Source organism: Flavobacterium branchiicola, from assembly GCF_018383905.1.
Taxonomy (GTDB): domain Bacteria; phylum Bacteroidota; class Bacteroidia; order Flavobacteriales; family Flavobacteriaceae; genus Flavobacterium; species Flavobacterium branchiicola.
Window position 1 is genome coordinate 34803 of sequence record NZ_JAGYWA010000010.1, and the last position, 17778, is coordinate 52580.

The window sequence follows — 17778 nt, forward strand, 5'->3', positions numbered from 1 at the left end:
TTGGTTAGGTCTTGGTTAGTTTTTGGTTAGTATTATTTTGGCGTTATCGTTTCTTGCTACTTGTTCCATAAAAAGACGATATTCATCATATTCTTTATTAGAATATTGTCCTTTATTTAAAAACATCGTTCTTTTGTAGGTCAATTTATTACTGTCTTTTTTGACAATCTCCGTTTTATATTCTCCAAATTTCCCTTTTAACTCATAGTTTGAGGGTAAAAATTCGATTGTAAAACCAGCAGGTAAATTAATTTCGATTTCATCAGAATCCAGATAACCTCTTTGGATTTCAAATGGATTTTTTCTATTTCTAATACGTTTAACGTTTCCGGTATTTTGGTTGAAAGCGTCTACAACAAACATCATTTTGTTGGCCGAAATAGTTGCATAATTAAGTGCTGTAACCTGAGCATCTTCGGTAAAACGAATATTTTCTTTATCGTTCACAAAAGATATTTTATTAAGTTTAAGGTTATTGATATTGTCCCAATAGTCTTTATAATGTTTTTCTTTTTCTGTGGGCTGTAAATGTTCGATCCCGTACTTTTTACTATACTGAGAACCTTCTGAAATTATCGCTATTGAACCTGAAAAATTTCCATTTTCATCTATCGAATAAGTTCCTTTATCTTTCTGCGTATTTCCTTTATCCTCGTAAATTTTTGTTCTTACAATTGCTCCGCCTTCTGGCTTTACAACCAAAACATCACGATCATCAGTAAAAGTTCCCTGGTAACCAAAAGGATCATCCTGACTTGTACATTCCAGCCATGTATAATTATCTCCTGTCGGAATTGCCAATATCATATGATTTCCCTGCATAGAAACAAAATCAGACTGAATATTCGATTTATAACGATCTCCGTATAAAATGGTATTGTATGAAGGAACATCTACCACTTGCAAAAGTGCTTTAGTATAATTGGATAGTGCTTTACAATCTCCGTAACCTAAACGATCAACATCACTTGCCAACATAGGTTTCCAGCCTCCAATACCAATGGCTATATTTACATATCTAGATTTTTTCTGTACGTAATCGTATATGATTTTTGCTTTTTTAATAGGATCTTTTTCATTACCTACAAGTGCTTTTATCTTTGTCTTGGTTTCCTCTGGCAAAACTGTAGTTTCTGTAAGTATATTATCTGCATACCATTTTCCAAATGCTTCCCAGGTTGTTGCAGTTCCGTCATAACCTTCTAAGTGAAATTTTTCCAGCCCCATCATTACCTTCGGAAAAAGATTCTCTGACGATGGGCTATAATCTTCGGCTTTTCTTGCTAAAATATTATTTGCTACATAACTTAGTTTAATATCTGTATCAACCGTTTTTTGTATCTTAAAGTTAGAAAATTGAAACTCTTTCTTTTTAAATCCCAGGTTATTTGGATAAGATACATTGAATATACTTTTTTCTATACTTACATTATAACCTCCCAAAAAGTACCATCTTGGTATAAAAGCCGTGTTTGAGTTTTCGATTTCGCTGTTATAAACAATCGTAAAAGGATAGGAAACGGGTGTATACTCTAAATAAAGAACACGATTATCGGAGAAAAGTGTACTCCCGCTTACGGCACTTTGGTCTTTAAAATCTTTTCGTTTAATCTTTTTTATTTCGTTACCAAATGCATCATAAACGATGGCTTCTATATTTTTTATTGAAGTTGATTTATCATAGTGTTGATAAGCACCTACATCACTTAATCCCTGTTCATTTAAAACCGTTACTATTTTTTGGGTTTTGATGTTCATGCTTCGTTGTGAAGCAATCGTAATATCCATTTGGTCTAAACGCACAACTGCATCTGCATTTTGCTTGAGACTGTCGGCAATTGTTAAGGAAGAATATTCACTCTTTTGAGCAAAAGAGGTAAGCGTAAACAGGCAAAAAAATAACGCAAATAAGGGGTTTTTCATTCGTAAGTAATTTCGCCAAATATATATTATTTTTAGAAATCCTTAACATTTGTTTATTATTTTTTACTCTCTGTTTTTACTCTCTGTTTTTACTCTCTGTTTTTACTCTCTGTTTTTACTGTCGATTGTTATGGTAACTGGTCCGTCATTTAACAGACTGACTTTCATATCGGCACCAAAAATTCCGGTTCGTACTTTCTTCTCAAATTCTTTTTCCAAAGAAATTACAAATTTTTCATACATCGGAATTGCGAAATCCGGTTTTGCAGCTTTTATATAAGAAGGACGATTTCCTTTTTTTGTAGATGCATGAAGTGTAAACTGGCTTACTACAATTATATCGCCATCGATATCCTGAACCGAGCAGTTCATTACATCATTTTCGTCTCCAAAAATTCTCATTTTTATGATTTTACCAGTAAGCCAGTCAATGTCTTCCTGTGTATCGGCATCTTCTATTCCTACTAAAACCAATAAACCTTTTTGAATGTCTGCAACAATATTAGAATCTACAGTTACAGATGCTTGAGAAACTCTTTGGATTATTACTTTCATTGATAATTGTGAATTGTGGTTTAGCACCAAATATTAAAAGATTTGACAGAATTTAATTCTGGATATTAGATGCACTGCATTGCATCTCTACAATACAAACGTTACGTTATCCAATTGGAATTTGGAATTTATAAAATTGGAATTTAAACTTTTACTTCCTTGTTTCATCACTCGCAGCACGATCTTCACCATACGAATCTGTGCGATAATGTTCTTCGTCACCTTCCAAAATTTTAAGATAACTATTGTAACGTGACCAGGCAATTTCGTCTTTTTCCAGCGCCGCTTTAATGGCACAATGCGGTTCTTCTTTATGTAAACAGTTGTTAAACTTACATTGATCTTTTAACTTGAAAAACTCAGGAAAATAACCACTTATTTCTGTTGGTTCCATATCAACGATTCCGAAACCTTTAATTCCAGGTGTATCGATAATTCTTGCATCAAAAGACAAATCATACATTTCGGCAAAAGTAGTAGTGTGCTGACCTTGTTTACTTTGTTCTGAAATCACAGTAGTTTTTAAATGAAGTGTTGGTTCCATTGCATTAACCAAAGTAGATTTTCCAACTCCGGAATGCCCTGAAAACATGCTAACTTTACCAATCATCATTTCTTTTAGCTTATCAACACCCTTATTTTCGGTAGAAGAAATTCTTAGGCATTTATATCCAATTTCCTGATAAATATGCTGCAGATAAAGCTGATCATCTAAGGTCTGATCGTTTAAAGTATCTATTTTATTAAAAATAAGAATAGCTTCGATTCCGTAAGCTTCGGCTGTAACCAAAAAACGATCAATAAAACTAGTTGTCGTTGGCGGATTATCAATTGTAACCAGTAAAAAAACCTGATCAATATTAGAAGCAATAATATGAATCTGCTTAGAAAGATTAACCGATTTACGAACGATATAATTTTTTCTTTCGTGAATATTATGAATAGTTCCCGTTACAGTATCGGAAGTTTCATCTAATTCATAATCAACAATATCACCTACAGCAATTGGATTGGTACTTTTTATACCTTTTATTCTGAATTTTCCTTTCATACGGCATTCAATAAAATCACCATTTTGAGATTTTACGGTGTACCAGCTTCCTGTAGATTTGTAAACGAGTCCTGTCATTCTTATACTTTAGATTTCTAATTTTAGATTTTAGATTCAAATCCTAAACTTTTGCAAAGATAAATGAATAATTTTAAACATAGCCCAAGGTTTCAACCTTGGAAGACAAAGATTGGAATATGGGTCGCGTACCCAAAGTTGAAACCTTAGACTATGTTTAAAAAAAAATCCCCATCACCTCTTTCGAAGCAATAGGGATTTTCAAAAAAAACAATCTATCTTTAATTAATGCTATAAGAAAACTTTAAAATGCAGTTTATAAAAACTTAATTTATCTTATATCACTTATATGATTTAGCAAAAATTATGCGTTGAAAATTTTCTCCTGGTGACCAATACTTTCCTGGTGAATTGCTTTAAACATTCTTAAAACAAACTCTTCAGTAAGCCCTTTTTTCTCACCTTCAAGAATCATTTTTCCTAAGATTTCATTCCAACGGTTATTTTGAAGAATCGCTACGTTTGCATCTTTTTTCACCTGACCGATTTCGTCAGCAACTTTCATACGTTTTCCTAATAACTCTAATAAGTTAGCATCAAGAACGTCGATGTTAGCTCTTAGTTTAGTCATTTTCGAACTGTACTCATCTGTAGTATCATCTGTTTTTCTAATCGTCAAATCTTTAATGATTTTTTTCAAAACATCTGGAGTAACTTGCTGAGCAGCATCAGACCAAGCATTGTCCGGATCGATGTGAGTTTCGATAATCATACCATCGTAATTCAAATCTAAAGCCTCTTGCGTTACTTCAAAAATCATTTTACGATCTCCTGTAATGTGAGATGGATCGATGATTAAAGGTAAATCAGGGAATTTATTTTGTAATTCGATAGCAATCTGCCATTCTGGAATGTTTCTGTATTTTGTTTTTTCGTAAGTAGAAAAACCTCTGTGAATAACACCTAATTTCTCGATACCTGCCATGTGTAAACGCTCAACACCACCAAGCCATAAAGCTAAATCTGGGTTTACAGGGTTTTTCACCAAAACAATTTTATCAGTTCCTTTTAAAGTATCAGCAATTTCCTGAACTGCGAAAGGGTTTGCAGTTGTACGTGCACCAACCCATAATACGTCGATATCGTGTTCTAAAGCTAGTTTACAGTGCGCTGCAGTTGCAACTTCAGTACCCATTAATAAACCAGTTTCAGCTTTAGCTTTTTGTAACCATTTTAATCCGATTTCACCAACACCTTCAAATCCTCCCGGACGCGTTCTTGGTTTCCAGATTCCAGCTCTGAACACGCTAACTTTTGAATCTTTTAATTCGTGAGCGATTTTCAAAACCTGATCTTCAGTTTCTGCACTACAAGGTCCAGCTATCACAAGTGGGTGATTTAAATTGAAATCTTCTAACCACTTTCTCATTTCTTTCTTATTTTCCATCTTAATTCTAATTTACTTTTTAGTTGTTGTTAATCCGTTTAGTATTTCTTTAATTTTATTTGTGCTCTCCATTTCTTCAAAAATGGCATTGTAATCTTCTTCTTTTAGCAAATCTCTAAACCGACTCAGGTTTAAAATATAGGCTTCTAATGTTTCCAGAACGTGTTCCTTATTTTGTTTAAAAATTGGTGTCCACATCGCCGGCGAACTTTTTGCGAGACGAACCGTGCTTTCAAATCCACTTCCCGCCATGTCAAAAATATCTTGTTCGTCTTTTTCTTTGTTCATTACCGTTTTTCCGAGCATAAACGAACTAATGTGCGATAAATGCGAAACATAAGCAATGTGTTTGTCGTGCGAAACGGGATCCATATATCGAATCCTCATTCCGATTGAAGTAAAAAGATTTAATGCTTTCTCTTGTAACTTAAAAGCTGTCTTTTCGACTTCACAGATAATGTTTGTTTTTCCTTGAAACAAACCTCTTATTGCTGCTGATGGTCCCGAAAACTCTGTTCCTGCAATTGGATGCGTTGCAATAAAATTTCTTCTTTTCGGATGATTTGCCACTGCATCGCAGATTGGTTTTTTAGTCGATCCTACTTCAAAAACAATTGTTTTTTCTCCAACTGCATCCAGAACTTTAGGCAAAACCGTCAGCGCAACATCTACTGGAACCGAAACGATTACAAAATCTGCTTTTTGTAAATCTTCAAAGCTTCCCGCTTCGTCAATAACACCAAGATCAATTGCTTGTTGCAAATGTTGTTCGTTACTGTCGATTCCTAAAATAGTCGCATCAGGATAACGTCCTTTGATGTCTAACACCATCGAACCGCCTATTAACCCTATTCCTATTACGTATACTTTCATATTCTTTTTTATTTGAAGCCATTCCTGCAAGGTTTTCAAAACCTTGTAGGTTTCTAATTTCAGACTTTCGAATTCATACCTACAAGGTTTTGAAAACCCTGCAGGAAATCTCATCCCTAAAATCTATCAATAGCTTCTTGTACTTTTTCTTCTTTTACACACAATGAGAATCTGATATAACCTTCGCCGTTGCTTCCAAAAATGGTTCCCGGTGTAATGAAAATATGTTTCTCATATAATATTTCGTCAATGAACTTCTCTGCTGATTCTATTCCTTCCGGAAGTTTGGCCCAAACGAATAATCCAACTCCTTCTTTATAAACTTTACAGTTTAATTTTTCTGCTAGTTTCTCTGTCAACTCTCTACGGCGTCTGTAAATTTTATTTTGATCTTCAAACCAGGATTTATCACATTTTAAAGCTGCAATTGCTCCTTTCTGAATTCCGTAATACATTCCGCTGTCCATGTTGCTTTTTACTTTTAGAACGGCATCTATAATCTCAGGATTTCCCAAAACCATTCCGACTCTCCAGCCTGCCATGTTGAATGTTTTACTTAATGAGTTTAATTCTAAAGCCACTTCTTTCGCACCTTCAACTTGCAATAAACTCATCGGATTATCATTCAAAACAAAACTATAAGGATTATCATTAATCAATAATATGTTGTGTTTTTTAGCAAAGGCTACCAATTTTTCAAATAACGCTAAACTTCCTCTCGCTCCTGTTGGCATGTGCGGATAACCCAGCCACATAATTTTCACTTTCGAAAGATTCAGTTTTTCTAATGCTTCAAAATCTGGTTCCCATTGATTTTCTTCTTTTAAATCATAATAAACCGGAACTGCTCCTACCAAATTGGTTACCGAAGTATAAGTTGGATAACCTGGATTCGGAATTAAAACGTGATCACCTTCGTTTAAAAATGCCAACGAAATATGCATAATTCCTTCTTTTGAACCCATCAATGGTAAAATCTCATTATTCGGATTCACTGCAACACCAAACTGATCCTGATAAAAATCTGCCATCGCCTGCCTCATTTCCGGTAATCCCTGATAGCTTTGATAACCATGCCCGTTTTCGTCTTGAATTGCTGCGGCAACCGCTTCAATTACTGCTTTGGACGGACTCAAATCAGGGCTTCCAATTCCCATATTGATGATCGATTTTCCTTCAGACATCAGTTGTCTCACTTCTCTCAGTTTTGAGGAGAAGTAGTATTCTTCAACTGTGTCTAATCGTTTTGCTGTTGTAATCATTTTTTTTCTGCTTTAGGCTTTAAGCTATATGCTTTAGGCTCTTTTAAATTTCTAACTAAATGGCTTCGACTTCGCTCAGCCTGACAAACCTTGGAATTTGGAATTTCAAAAATTTGGAATTTCCTTCTAAGGCCTTGTGTTTCTATATTCTCCCAACACTTTAAAATATTCTGCCATTATGTTTAATAACGATTTTGCTTTTGAATAATCTTCGTACTTCTCGAAAGTAACATCAACGAAAAAGGAATATTTCCAAGGCGTCTCGATTTTTGGAAGCGACTGGATTTTTGTCAAATTCAGTTTGCAGTCGCTCATTACATTTAAAACTGCTGCCAGACTTCCTCTTTTATGATCTAATTCAAATTTGATAGACGCTCTGTTGATTTCGTTTTCCGGCAAAAATGAATTTTGCTTTTTAATGATTACAAAACGTGTCATATTGTTTTTAATCGTTTGAATCTCCGGTGCGATAATATCCAAATTATACATTTCTGAGGCTACTTTACTTCCAATTGCTGCAATTCCGGTTAATTGTTTTTCCTGAATTCTTCTTGCTGTTTCAGCCGTATCTTTATCCTCAACCAGTTTAATATTTGGAAACTGTTTCAAATAATCCATGCATTGCAAAAGTGCCATTGGGTGCGAATGAACTTCTTTTATATCTTCTAATTTCTGACCTTTTAAAGCCATTAAATTTTGGTGAATATTTAAATAATGTTCTCCTATAATGTGTAAATTGTTCTTGTCAATCAAAGCATAATTCGGAATAATTGGCCCTGCAATTGAGTTTTCGATTGCCATAACTGCCTGATCAGATTTTCCTGAAAGCAGGCTGTCAACCAATTCTTCAAAAGATAAACATTCATCAATTTCCACGTTTTCAGCGAAATACTCATTCACTACCTGATGATGAAATGAACCTTTTATACCTTGTATTGCAATTTTCGTTGTCATATATTCAAAAAAAAATCCTGATTTGCATCAGGATTGTATATTAGTTTTATTTGTCTTTTATATTTTTCAAATAACCATAGCACAATCCTCACTTCTACTAAAGAAGAAATAAAAAGAGTTGCTAAAATAAAAACGGTTAGATGCCATTTTGTTTGTGTTATTATTTAAATTCTCTGCGAATGTATAAATTATTTTTAGTGCGCCAAAAAAAAGATTGCATTTTATGAAACAAAAAGGGATTTCTTAACAAATTTATGATGTTTTGTATGATAATATAAAAAATATGGCTTTAAATGAGAATATTAAAACGAGGTTCTGAGGTTCTGAGATACTAAGTGGCTAAGTTTTTTTGCCACGAATTCACGAATAAGCTCAAATCTTTGTGATTATTTGGTCGGATTACACAAATACTGCTTCGCAAACTTGTCATCCGAGGAACGAGGGATTTTTGGGGATATTGTGATTATATAATCACAATCAACATAGCCCAAGGTTTCAACCTTGGGTACGCGACGATTCTTCCCTACATGTTCCCAAGGTTGAAACCTTGGGCTATGTTTAAAAATCTTTAAAATAAAAATTCATCTAGAAATTGTTTGTTTTCATCAATATACAACAAATAATTCCCAACTTTTATTTGATCATTTTGAAGTTCTAATTTGATTTCAATACATGGCGTTGGAATAAAATCATGATCAATTAAAATTGAAATAGACTTCGAAACAACACTATCGAAATTTAAAGCTTCATATTCTTGCGGATCGATCTTTTCATAATACCATATTGCAAGATTATAAAGCTCTTTTTTATTTTGAACTGTTTTTTCTAATAAATCCATTTCTTTCAATTTACATTAATGTAACCCAAATATTTTAGCCCGATTGGAGTGGAAATCCTTTTTATTTTTTCTTTAAAAATAAAAAGATTGAAACGTAAAGCAGGAAACAGCTCCTAAAAAACAAAAGCAGTTATCAAAATGACAACTGCTTTCTTATATAATCTCAGAATAAATCTTTTCTCTTTATTCTATTTTCTTTCTTCTAAAAAAATTAAGACCCACACATTTCGCAATCCTCTGGACCTGCTGCTTGTGCTTTTAATAACATTGCTTTATAATCTTCAACGCTGATTTCTTCAGTTTCAACTGCTGCTGCAGCTCCTGTAGTTTCTTCTTTTTTATCGTTGTTTAATGTGAATTTAATCGCATCTACAGCCGCTTTTGTTCTTAGGTAATACATTCCTGTTTTTAAACCTGATTGCCAAGCGTAGAAGTGCATTGACGTAAGTTTAGAATAGTTTGCATCCTGCATGAACAAGTTCAACGATTGAGACTGGTCAATAAAGTAACCTCTTTGACGAGACATATCGATAATATCTTTCATCGACATTTCCCAAACTGTTTTATAAAGATCTTTTAAGTCTTGCGGGATAATATCAATATTTTGAACAGATCCGTTATGACGCATAATTTCTTGTTTCAATTCTTCGTTCCATAAACCTAGTTTCACTAAGTCTTCCAGTAAATGTTTGTTTACTACGATGAATTCTCCAGACAATACACGACGTGTGTATATGTTTGATGTATAAGGTTCGAAAGCTTCGTTGTTTCCAAGAATTTGTGAAGTCGAAGCAGTTGGCATTGGTGCCACTAATAAAGAGTTACGAACTCCATGCTCCATAACTTCTTTTCTTAAAGAAGCCCAGTCCCAACGACCAGATAATTCCTCATCTTTCATTCCCCACATATTGTGTTGGAATTCTCCTTGTGACATTGGAGAACCTACAAAAGTTGAATATGGTCCTTCTTCTTTTGCCATTTCCATTGAAGCAGTTACTGCAGCGAAGTATAATGTTTCGAAAATTTCCTGATTTAAAACTTTTGCTTCATCACTTGTAAAAGGCATACGAAGCATGATGAAAGCATCTGCTAATCCTTGCACTCCCAATCCTACCGGACGGTGACGGAAGTTAGAATTTTCAGCTTCTTTTACCGGATAGTAATTTCTGTCGATTACTTTGTTCAGGTTACGAGTTACACGTTTAGTTACGTTATAAAGCGCTTCGTGATCAAATTTTCCGTTTTCAACAAACATTGGTAATGAAAGCGAAGCCAGGTTACAAACTGCAATTTCATCTTTAGATGTAAACTCCATAATCTCTGTACACAAGTTTGAAGAACGAATTGTTCCTAAATTTTTGTGGTTTGACTTACGGTTTGCCGCATCTTTGTACAACATATATGGTGTTCCTGTCTCGATTTGAGATTCCAGGATTTTCTCCCATAATTCACGAGCACGGATTGTTTTTCTTCCTTTTCCTCTAAATTCGTAATCTAAATACATTGTTTCGAATTCTTCTCCGTAAACATCGTATAATCCCGGACATTCGTTAGGACACATTAAAGTCCATGACGCATCTTCCTGAACGCGTTTCATGAATAAATCTGAAGTCCACATTGCGAAGAATAAATCTCTCGCACGCATTTCTTCTTTTCCTGTATTTTTCTTTAAATCTAAGAAATCGAAGATATCAGCATGCCATGTTTCGATGTAAATCGCAAAACTTCCTTTACGTTTTCCACCACCCTGATCTACGTAACGTGCAGTATCATTAAAAACTCTCAACATCGGAACAATTCCATTTGAAGTTCCGTTTGTACCGCGGATGTAAGATCCTGTTGCACGTACGTTATGAATAGAAAGACCAATTCCTCCCGCTGATTGCGAGATTTTTGCTGTTTGTTTTAAAGTATCATAAATACCATCAATACTATCATCCTGCATTGCCAAAAGAAAACAAGAAGACATTTGAGGTTTTGGAGTTCCTGCATTAAACAACGTTGGTGTTGCATGCGTAAAGAACTTTTTAGACATTAAGTCGTAAGTTTCTATAACCGATTTTAAATCGTCTAAGTGAATACCAACAGAAACACGCATTAACATGTGCTGCGGACGCTCAACAATTTTTCCGTTTATCTTAAGAAGATAAGAACGCTCTAAGGTTTTGAAACCAAAGTAATCGTAATTAAAATCTCTTGTATAAATGATATGAGAATCTAAGAAAGCAGAGTTTTCCTGAATTACTTTAAATACTTCATCCGAAAGCAACGGTGCATCTTGTCCGTTTCTTGGATTTACGTAATTGTACATATCTTTCATCGTTTCAGAAAACGACTTTTTAGTATTTGAATGTAGATTCGAAATTGCTACACGAGCTGCCAATTGAGCATAATCAGGATGCGCAATAGTCATAGAAGCCGCCGTTTCTGCTGCAAGATTATCCAATTCAGAAGTTGAAACCCCATCATACAATCCTTCAATAACTCTCATCGCTACCTTAACAGGATCTACGAGCTCATTCAAGCCGTAACACAATTTTTTGATTCTTTCTGTAATCTTATCAAACATTACGGGCTCTCTGTGGCCATCTCTTTTTACTACATACATAAGCTTACTATTTTAGTTATTGAAAAAATGAAAGACACTGGAAAAACGATTTCCGGCACTTAAACATTGCGTGTTTTAAAATTATTTTTTGAGAATTACCAAATTCTCAATAGTTACTCGTTTCAAATTCGAAAACCGAATTTAAATCCGTAAAAAATTGCTATTGAATCTACGATTTGGGGAATAGAGATTCAACCTTAAAATATTCTGTTAATCTTTTTTTAGTATCTCTTGAAGAGCAGGCACTAAAAGTATTTTTGTTGTCTAAAAATCTGCATCAAATGAAATTTTCTGAGCATCACTATCGGTGTTCATCACACCAGATTTTTGATACTCTGCAACACGTTTTTCAAAGAAATTAGTTTTTCCCTGAAGAGAGATCATGTCCATGAAATCAAACGGATTCGCTGATCCATACACACGCTCACAACCTAATTCTACTAACAATCTGTCTGCAACAAATTCTAAGTATTGCGTCATTAAAGTCGCATTCATTCCAATTAAACTTACCGGAAGAGATTCTGTTACAAACTCTCTTTCAATATTTAAAGCATCAACAATGATTTCTTTAATTCTGTCTTTTGGAACTTTGTTAACTAAGTGATGATTATGTAAGTGAACTGCAAAATCACAGTGTACACCTTCGTCACGAGAGATTAATTCATTAGAGAATGTTAAACCTGGCATTAATCCACGTTTTTTCAACCAATAAATAGAACAGAAAGCTCCTGAGAAAAAGATTCCTTCAACTGCAGCAAAAGCAATAAGTCTTTCTGCAAATGAATCTGACTCGATCCATTTTAAAGCCCATTCTGCTTTTTTACCAATTGCAGGAAAAACTTCCAAAGCGTTAAACAATTCTGCTTTTTCAGCTTCATCCTTAACATAAGTATCAATTAACAAAGAATAAGTTTCACTATGAATGTTTTCCATCATAATCTGGAATCCATAGAAAAATTTAGCTTCAGCATACTGAACTTCATTTACAAAGTTTTCAGCAAGGTTCTCATTTACGATTCCGTCAGAAGCCGCAAAAAATGCCAAAATGTGTTTGATGAAATATCTTTCGTCGTCACTTAATTTATTATTCCAGTCTGTCAAATCCTGGTGCAAGTCGATTTCTTCCGCAGTCCAGAAACTAGCTTCCATTTTTTTATACCATTCCCAAATATCATGGTGTTTGATAGGAAAAATAACGAAACGATTTTTATTTTCTTGTAATATTGGTTCGACTTGTGACATGACTGTTTTATTTAATTTTTTTACCGAAAATTTTACTAATTCAGTAGACTACAAAGATTGTCATTTGCTACCAAAAATGAAAGTCAAACTTATTCACAATTCGGCGTAGTTTTTAACAACAGCCAAAAAGTGAAATACTTTTCATACAATAATTAAATAATTGTAAATAAGCAACTTAAAAACCAGATTTGCATTATCAAAGGCCGTAGAATATAGACTTTTTGAAATAAAAAGCAAGAAATTTTAAATTGTTTTTAAAAGTTTTTTTGAGTCCGGACTGTTTCTATTTTTGAGAAAAAACACATCCATTTGCAAGCCTGCTGGTGGCGCAGATTTTTAAGAATTTTTAAGCTCTTCTGCTACTTTTTCAAGCTCCATATACCAATCCTGACCAAAGCGACGAATCAACGCTTCTTTGACAAATTTGTATACCGGAACTTCTAATTCTTTCCCTAAAGAGCAGGCATCATCGCAAATATCCCATTTATCATAATTTACCGCGGCAAACTCTGTAAAGTCTTTTACACGAATCGGGTATAAATGGCAAGACACTGGTTTTTTCCAGTCTACGATTCCCTGATTATAGGCTTGTTCAATTCCGCAAAGCGCAGTTTTACCATCAAAAATAACATAAGCACAATCCTTATTATCTATTAAGGTTGTCTCAAGATCGCCGTCAGTACCTTTTACCCAGGTACCTTGGGCTTCAATAGCAGCGATTCCCTCTTTTCTTAAAAAGGGTTTAACTTTCGGATAAATCTCTTCCAGAATTCTCGTTTCTTCTTCACTTAAAGGCGCACCGGCATCTCCGTCGACACAACAGGCTCCTTTACAAGCTGATAAATTACAAACAAATTCTTTTTCGAGTATATCCTCGGATACGATGGTTTTTCCTAGTTGAAACATTTTGCAAAGGTAATTAAAGATTCAGGAAATAAAAGTCAGCCTTAAATTTTAACTATCGAAGTCTCTAAATTATAATGAATCCATTTTACCTACATAAATTTATAATCTGCTTTATTAAAGGTATAGGCACTTTTTTCCAGACTTGTACATTTCATCGTTGTAACTTTTCCTTTCCCCTTTAGATCTTTCATAGTCATATCCATTAACAAAGTTCGGTCGTCGGGTTTAAAGTAATTAGCCAGCTCATCGGGCATTTTCCAGTTTTTCTGTTTCTTAAACATATCCCCAAAACTCACTTTAGCTTCATTTGTATAATAACAGATAATATCATATTCATCATTTGTCATTTGCACGCCTTTGCAGTTATATCCCAGAAACGTTTTATTGGGTAGCGTTTTAATTGTAAATTTTGATTTCTCACCTGCTTCTTTTTTTGCCATTTCAGAATAATCAGGCATTTTTGATGCTGATGCCATTTTTTCTTTACCGTTTTCAAAAGCAGTTATCGTAATACTTTTTCCTGCATCCATAATCATGAGCATATTTTGCCCTTGTCCTTGCGCCATATTCATCCCGAAATAAGACGCATTTGGTTCCAAAAAATATTCAGCATTCATTGCTTTGCCTTCATTGACTTTAATCTCCATTGTATATTTCCAGTTAAAGACATACGAATTTGGAACGACCGATGGATCAACTTTATTCTTTCCGTATCCTAAAACTGCATTTTCCAGATTTACATTTTGCTCAGCCGATTTATCGGTATCACCCTGCGTTTTTTTTGTCGCTTTATCTAAAATCTTCTGCCAAACCTGAGCTTGTGAATTATTGAATGACAATAATAAAACCAAGCACACCCCTACAAACCACATTTTTTTCATAATCGTCTCATTTAAAATTCATTACAAATTTAACAATTGATTTTCAGTAAGTTATCTTTTTTAACGTTTGATTTCATTGCTTCTTCCCTAAATAATGAGAAACAAAATAAATTAAGTTTAAAAATAAAAAGTACTTTTTTCTTCAAATCGGCAATCGAAACATGAAAATGTTACAAATACCACTTTTTTAAGCAATAAAACGTGTTTTTATAACAAAAATACATTGTAACAAAAAAATACCTAACTTTATTAACTACTTTTGCAGCAGTTTTTTAAACACTAAAATCAAGCGATATGTTAGAAATCGATTTTAAAGAAATCATTACCGTTAGTATGGTGCTTTTTGCCGTAATTGATATTGTTGGTTCAATTCCGATTATTGTCAATTTAAGAGCAAAAGTCGGACACATCGAATCTGAAAAGGCTTCTATTGTTGCCGGAGCCATTATGATTGTTTTTCTTTTTGTTGGAGAAGGCTTACTTAACCTTATCGGGATAGATGTTCATTCGTTTGCTGTTGCAGGTTCGTTCGTTTTATTCTTTCTTGCTCTTGAAATGATTTTAGGAATTCGAATTTATCGTGATGAAGAACCAGGATCTGCTTCTATCGTGCCTTTGGCTTTTCCGTTGATTGCCGGTGCAGGAACAATGACTACTTTGTTATCGTTACGTTCTCAATTTCACACGATTAACATCATTATAGCCATCTTATTAAACATTATATTGGTGTATATTGTTTTAAAATCGTCTAAAAAAATCGAAACTTTATTAGGAGAAAACGGACTAGGCGTGGTTCGTAAGACATTTGGAGTTATACTTTTAGCTATTGCTGTTAAATTATTCGCTGCTAATGTTAAAGGTTTGTTTGTCTAACATTTATTTTTATACTTTTACCCCATAAAATGTATAAAAATATAACTTTAAGACATTTTTTACATAAAAGCTATATTTTAAATCTTTTAGACAAAAAACAACCTTATGAAAATTTTTACTTCCATCTTAGTGCTTTTAGCATTAGCTTTAATTGTTTTTAATATTACGCTATTAGACTTCAAAAATCCTTTTCAGGGTGATAGTATGGTAGCTTTTATTGGAATCGTAGCTTCTTTTTGCGCTGTATTGATTCTTTTGATCTTTAGAATTTCAAAAAGAATTGAAGAAAAAACAAACGGCAGATAATAATGTTTGATGTTTTGATTATTGGCGGAGGCGTATCTGGAATGTCTTGTGCGCTTGTTCTGGGTTCCGCAAAAAATAAAGCTTTTGTTACCGATAAGAAAATCGGAATTTTTACACATCAAAAAAATTCTTCATTACAAGAAGCTATTTTCTACAATGCTTATGGCATAACTCCAGGTAAACTTGGCTCTGAATTACTTTCAGAAAGCACACAGGATTTAACCACAACTTATCCTCATATTGAACAGATTCAGAATGAGAAAGTGATAAAAATCGAAGGTTCTTATCCTCTATTCACTGTTGTAACGAATAAAAACTCCTATAAAACAAAAAATATTGTTGTTGGAATTGGTTATGCCAATACTTTTGACATTGAAGGTTTGATGCAATTTATTGAACCTCATAAAAAAGCCCTTCCGGAGAAACAACGTATTCAGCTTAAAAATGAAGATCATAAAGTAGCTGAAGGTATTTATGTAATTGGAACTTTAGCAGGCTGGAGAAGTCAATTAGCGATCGCTGCTGGTAGTGGCGCTGCTGTTGCCACAGATATTCTTACTTTATGGAATAACGGTGTGCAAACTCATGCGCACGACAGTATCCGCTAAATTCATTTTTTGAATTTAATTTTATTATATTTTGGTAATGGAGGCAGAGGTAAATTTAATGTATCCATATGCATTGATAAGTCAATAAATGCTTTCTTCTTTGTTGCAAAGGAAAGAGTGTCCTTCATTTTTTCAGAACTCACATCTATCTTATTTAATAATGCAATGAACAATTTTCGCATTGCCAAATCAGTTTTATTATCTTTTCGCAACTGAGGTAGATAACACTTCTCTTCATTATTTGAAAAAACAACCTTTAGCCTAACGATTGGAGTGCTTTCCACACACCCACCTTGCGAATAAGAGTCTAAAGTAATTTCTTTTTGCTCGGCGGCTACATTAGATAGAGAATTCACGAGATCAGTTACCAATTTTGCATCGATCTTCGAATTAAAATAAATTTCATTTTTATTTGGAGAGAATTCGCATGAATAACTTTGACTCTCTCCATTTAAATTTAGAATAGAATATATTTTTGGCTGAATATAAAATTTTCCTTTAAAAGATTCTGTAGGATATTTTAAATCCCAATTGTAACACATAAACTCAATACTTCTAATATCTTTCTGATTTGAAGAGCATCCAAAACTAAAAAAAATCAAACCTATCAGAAGTTTTTTCATATATCAATTAGTCTTTAAACAGAATCAAATCTTTACTTAATCGAAACAATCTGGGTAACTTTAATATGGTTTTCGTCTTCGCTTTTCCAGAATTCTCCTTTTACCGATACAACATCGCCAATTTTGAATTGTTTGTAGTTTTGCGGTCCGCCTACATTTACAATACTAACAGTTGCAAAATAGACTTCTTTTTGATCTGTATTTATTTTTGCAGTATAGCCATCTTTACCGCCTTCTATCGATTCTACTTTTCCCGAAACTGCTTTAGTCGAATCTTTCATTCCTGCACAAGAGATTAAAAACGTCATTAGAACTACCAGAAAACTTATTCTTTTTAAATTTTTCATATTTATATATTTAACCGCAAATTAAGCCAAGATTTACGCCATATCAGCTTAGTTATATTTTAAGTTATTATTATTTTATTTCAAATTTACGCCAGTGTGATGCAACTTCCTGCGATAACTTTTAACTCTTCATCAAACTGTTTCCAAACTCTTATGTATTTAAAAACACCTTCAATCTGATTTTGGTCGTATGTTCCTTTTAATGCAATAACCACAGCAACTACAGCCAAATCACCAATAATATTAATTATTTGATCTGAAGCTTCTAATGCTTCGATTTTCATCTTACCAGAACGATAGGTATTTAGATCAACTTCTTTAGTAATCGTATTTCCATCCGGTAAATTAAAAAGCAAATCATCGTGCAGCATTCTTTCTAAAGTTAAAACATCTGCATTTTTGATAGCGGTTAAAAGTTCAATTTCCGCATTTGTAACTGTTTCTATTCTCATGACAAAAAATT

18 protein-coding genes are annotated in these 17778 nt (G+C 33.6%); 3 read left to right on the forward strand and 15 right to left on the reverse strand.

Annotation, left to right across the window (positions count from 1 at the left end; genetic code table 11):
* Positions 1 to 15: 15 nt before the first annotated feature.
* From KHA98_RS20700 to KHA98_RS20755, 12 genes are all read right to left on the reverse strand, one after another.
* Positions 16 to 1923: a DUF3857 domain-containing protein gene (locus KHA98_RS20700; RefSeq protein WP_213259898.1), complete on the reverse strand. Its 1908-nt coding sequence runs from the start codon at positions 1921 to 1923 to the stop codon at positions 16 to 18.
* Between the two features lie 102 nt (positions 1924 to 2025).
* Positions 2026 to 2478, reverse strand: coding sequence for a D-aminoacyl-tRNA deacylase (gene dtd / locus KHA98_RS20705; protein WP_213259899.1), 453 nt, complete (start codon positions 2476 to 2478; stop codon positions 2026 to 2028).
* Positions 2479 to 2629: 151 nt separating this feature from the next.
* Entirely contained in the window at positions 2630 to 3607 is a 978-nt protein-coding gene (rsgA, locus tag KHA98_RS20710) for a ribosome small subunit-dependent GTPase A (protein WP_213259900.1), read from the reverse strand.
* 304 nt (positions 3608 to 3911) lie between these two features.
* Entirely contained in the window at positions 3912 to 4994 is a 1083-nt protein-coding gene (locus KHA98_RS20715; RefSeq protein WP_213259901.1) for a bifunctional 3-deoxy-7-phosphoheptulonate synthase/chorismate mutase type II, read from the reverse strand.
* A 12-nt stretch (positions 4995 to 5006) separates the two neighbouring features.
* Positions 5007 to 5867, reverse strand: coding sequence for a prephenate dehydrogenase (locus KHA98_RS20720; RefSeq protein ID WP_213259902.1), 861 nt, complete (start codon positions 5865 to 5867; stop codon positions 5007 to 5009).
* A gap of 116 nt (positions 5868 to 5983) precedes the next feature.
* Positions 5984 to 7129, reverse strand: a complete 1146-nt coding sequence (locus KHA98_RS20725; protein ID WP_213259903.1) for a pyridoxal phosphate-dependent aminotransferase — start codon at positions 7127 to 7129, stop codon at positions 5984 to 5986.
* 126 nt (positions 7130 to 7255) lie between these two features.
* Positions 7256 to 8083: a prephenate dehydratase gene (locus tag KHA98_RS20730; RefSeq protein WP_213259904.1), complete on the reverse strand. Its 828-nt coding sequence runs from the start codon at positions 8081 to 8083 to the stop codon at positions 7256 to 7258.
* Between the two features lie 568 nt (positions 8084 to 8651).
* Complete coding sequence (locus KHA98_RS20735) at positions 8652 to 8921, reverse strand: hypothetical protein (protein WP_213259905.1); 270 nt, start codon at positions 8919 to 8921, stop codon at positions 8652 to 8654.
* Between the two features lie 211 nt (positions 8922 to 9132).
* Entirely contained in the window at positions 9133 to 11529 is a 2397-nt protein-coding gene (locus KHA98_RS20740; protein ID WP_213259906.1) for a ribonucleoside-diphosphate reductase subunit alpha, read from the reverse strand.
* 264 nt (positions 11530 to 11793) lie between these two features.
* Positions 11794 to 12771, reverse strand: a complete 978-nt coding sequence (locus tag KHA98_RS20745; RefSeq protein ID WP_089054274.1) for a ribonucleotide-diphosphate reductase subunit beta — start codon at positions 12769 to 12771, stop codon at positions 11794 to 11796.
* Between the two features lie 336 nt (positions 12772 to 13107).
* Positions 13108 to 13677 carry a DUF3109 family protein gene (locus tag KHA98_RS20750; RefSeq protein WP_213259907.1) on the reverse strand — a complete coding sequence of 190 codons (570 nt, stop codon included), beginning with the start codon at positions 13675 to 13677 and terminating at the stop codon, positions 13108 to 13110.
* A gap of 89 nt (positions 13678 to 13766) precedes the next feature.
* Positions 13767 to 14558: a DUF4412 domain-containing protein gene (locus KHA98_RS20755; protein WP_213259908.1), complete on the reverse strand. Its 792-nt coding sequence runs from the start codon at positions 14556 to 14558 to the stop codon at positions 13767 to 13769.
* A gap of 294 nt (positions 14559 to 14852) precedes the next feature.
* Here KHA98_RS20755 and KHA98_RS20760 point away from each other — a divergent pair, with 294 nt between their 5' ends.
* The 3 genes from KHA98_RS20760 to KHA98_RS20770 all read left to right on the forward strand — a co-directional run bounded on the left by KHA98_RS20760 (position 14853) and on the right by KHA98_RS20770 (position 16345).
* Positions 14853 to 15431, forward strand: a complete 579-nt coding sequence (locus KHA98_RS20760; RefSeq protein ID WP_109190764.1) for a MarC family protein — start codon at positions 14853 to 14855, stop codon at positions 15429 to 15431.
* A gap of 105 nt (positions 15432 to 15536) precedes the next feature.
* Entirely contained in the window at positions 15537 to 15737 is a 201-nt protein-coding gene (locus tag KHA98_RS20765; RefSeq protein WP_035653375.1) for a hypothetical protein, read from the forward strand.
* 2 nt (positions 15738 to 15739) lie between these two features.
* Positions 15740 to 16345 carry an FAD-dependent oxidoreductase gene (locus KHA98_RS20770; protein ID WP_213259909.1) on the forward strand — a complete coding sequence of 202 codons (606 nt, stop codon included), beginning with the start codon at positions 15740 to 15742 and terminating at the stop codon, positions 16343 to 16345.
* Between the two features lie 2 nt (positions 16346 to 16347).
* On the opposite strand, the gene KHA98_RS20775 is transcribed toward KHA98_RS20770, so the two are convergent.
* The 3 genes from KHA98_RS20775 to KHA98_RS20785 all read right to left on the reverse strand — a co-directional run bounded on the left by KHA98_RS20775 (position 16348) and on the right by KHA98_RS20785 (position 17767).
* Positions 16348 to 16968, reverse strand: a complete 621-nt coding sequence (locus KHA98_RS20775) for a hypothetical protein (RefSeq protein ID WP_213259910.1) — start codon at positions 16966 to 16968, stop codon at positions 16348 to 16350.
* A gap of 32 nt (positions 16969 to 17000) precedes the next feature.
* The gene (locus KHA98_RS20780; protein WP_213259911.1) at positions 17001 to 17315 is read right to left on the reverse strand and encodes a hypothetical protein; all 315 of its coding nucleotides are present in this window, start codon (positions 17313 to 17315) and stop codon (positions 17001 to 17003) included.
* Positions 17316 to 17401: 86 nt separating this feature from the next.
* Complete coding sequence (locus KHA98_RS20785; RefSeq protein ID WP_213259912.1) at positions 17402 to 17767, reverse strand: nuclear transport factor 2 family protein; 366 nt, start codon at positions 17765 to 17767, stop codon at positions 17402 to 17404.
* Positions 17768 to 17778 lie beyond the last annotated feature (11 nt).